Raw genomic sequence first — 2,199 nt, 5'->3', positions numbered from 1 at the left:
GACGTAAAGCGCTTCACCACCACGTTCGACCAGACGGCAGTCCGAGCGCTGTCTCCGGCCGACACCACCCACCTCATCCAGCAGACAAGGGCACACGAACCCCATGGCGATCCCCACTATCCACTGGCGCAAGAGCAGCTTCTCCGGAGGAGGCAACAACGACTGCGTCGAACTTGTCGGCACGCTCGACGCCGTCCGCGACAGCAAGAACCCGGGTGGCCCGATCCTGCGAGCCAACCTTCACGGTCTACTGGTCGCGGTCCAAGAGGGTCAATTCGGCCACTGACACGTATACGCGTACGTACGGTGGCGTTGTTGCGTGCCCCGTAGGCTACTGTGCGTGGCTACTCCGACGAGGTTGAAGAAGCGGCTGGGCTCGTTCCTGCGTGCGGTGCGGCAGGCGGCAGGCAAGTCAATGGACGAGGCGGCGGACCATCTACGGGTCGAGCGTCCGACGGTGAGCCGTTATGAGACCGGCGAGGCTTTGCCGGTCTGGAGCACGGTGCACATGCTGCTGTCGTTTTATGACGCGACCAGCGGGGATCTGGCCCAAGGTGCTCGGCTGCATGAGGACGCCAAGGACGAGCCGCCGTCGGTTCGGTTGCCGGCCGGCGCGCCGAAGGCGTTCCGCAAGCTGGTCAACGCCGAGCGTGATGCGGTGCGAGAGCGTCGGTTGTCGCCGTTTGTTGTCCCTGGTCTGCTGCAGACCAGGCGATACGCCGAAGCGCTGGAGGAAGCTGCGCACGTGTTCTACACGCCGGATATGCGGCCAGACGGTGTGATCGCCTCGCGGATGAACCGGCAGAAACCGCTGGAGGGCCCCGACCCGATGGCGCTGCACGTCCTGCTCGACGAGGCCGTCATCCGGCGCGAGATCGGTGGCCGCGAGGTGGTCCGTGAGCAGCTCGAACACCTGCTAGACCTCGCCCAGCGGACCAACATCACGCTCCAGGTGATCCCCTACACGGTTGGTGGGTACGGCACGATGAACGGCTCGTTCACCATCGTCGACTACCCCGAATCGGAGTCCGTTCCCGGTGTCTACCTCGAATACCCTGCCGGAGGTGTGTGGGTGGACGATGCAGAAGACGTAAAGCGCTTCACCACCACGTTCGACCAGACGGTTGCCAGAGCGCTGCCCCCGGCCGACACCACCCATCTCATCGAGCAACAGCTCGAGTCGCTCGCGCGGTGAGGAGCCGGACGCCATCGCGGCGAGGCGGCGCCATCACGTAGAGGAATCGGGTGGTGCTTCCCCTGCCCGACAGTCATCCTGCATCGGCCGGTCAACCGGAATGAGTGGGTTGTGGCTCGACGGCAGCCGCCTGGGAGGTCGAGGCTCCGCCCCTAGCCAGCCGGCCGGCGGGCCGCCGGCGGGCTGGCTATCAGTCCGGTGTCCGGCCGGCGGCGCTGTCCATGTCGGTGCAGTAGTCCGGCTGGCCGAGCGTGCCCGGCCACGAGATGCCTGACCAGAACGCCCTGGCGACCGGGTCGTCCGCAATCCGTGTGGTCGACCAGCGGTACACCGTCGGCGGTGCGCGCACCAATGCCGCGGCGACAAGCACGCGTCCATACCCCCAACGTGGTCGGTCCGTGCGTACGTGCTCGATCACCGCACGCCTGCACGGCCCGCACATCGCGAGGTCGAGGTCGGCCTGTACCTCGCCATCGACCCAGAGAGCGATCTGGCCGACTCCCCCGCGCACCGCCGGGGGCGTGCGGACCAGTATCAGCCCGGAGCTGGGCGCGGACTTGGCGTCATATTGCTTGCCGGGATCCACCAGGCACCAGCTGGCCAGTGGGTCGCCGAGGGCGCGGCAGGCGCCGCAGGTGATCTCGGTCAGGGCGTACCAGTGGTGGTAACTCGACCGCGCGGTGGCGATCGCCAGGTCGTGTCCACGCGGGCACCTGGCCGGGACGCGGTCGCCGAGTGCGGGCCGGACCGGCAGCGCGCGGCCGTACATGCCACGCTGAAGGTCCCGCCACTGCTCGCTCACGCGTTCGATTATGGGCATGGCGTGTACGTAAGCGAAAGAGTTTCTCCTGGTGAGCGGGCTCACGAGGGTCTTCGGCTATCGACATGGGCTTGCGCACCGCCGCCCCGTCGGCGCGTGCGTCTGTCAGGTGAGCTCGCGTAGCTTCTGCGCGGATCGTTTGATGATGTGGCGGGCTTCGTTGCCAGTCACTGCGGTCGGCCAG

Annotated in this window: 3 protein-coding genes; 2 read left to right on the top strand and 1 reads right to left on the bottom strand. The window is 67.1% G+C overall.

Annotated elements, in window-relative coordinates:
- Positions 1–103 precede the first annotated feature (103 nt).
- Both VFG33_RS05595 and VFG33_RS05590 read left to right on the top strand, forming a co-directional pair.
- The gene (locus VFG33_RS05595) at positions 104–286 is read left to right on the top strand and encodes a DUF397 domain-containing protein (protein WP_325023098.1); all 183 of its coding nucleotides are present in this window, start codon (positions 104–106) and stop codon (positions 284–286) included.
- 54 nt (positions 287–340) lie between these two features.
- Entirely contained in the window at positions 341–1,195 is an 855-nt protein-coding gene (locus VFG33_RS05590) for a helix-turn-helix domain-containing protein (RefSeq protein WP_325023096.1), read from the top strand.
- 190 nt (positions 1,196–1,385) lie between these two features.
- Here VFG33_RS05590 and VFG33_RS05585 read toward each other — a convergent pair whose 3' ends face one another.
- Positions 1,386–1,997, bottom strand: a complete 612-nt coding sequence (locus VFG33_RS05585) for a hypothetical protein (protein ID WP_325023094.1) — start codon at positions 1,995–1,997, stop codon at positions 1,386–1,388.
- Positions 1,998–2,199: the final 202 nt, after the last annotated feature.

Source organism: Kribbella sp. (assembly GCF_035687465.1).
Taxonomy (GTDB): domain Bacteria; phylum Actinomycetota; class Actinomycetes; order Propionibacteriales; family Kribbellaceae; genus Kribbella.
The sequence above is the reverse complement of the archived record's forward strand: the minus strand, read 5'-3'. Positions and strand labels throughout refer to the sequence as shown.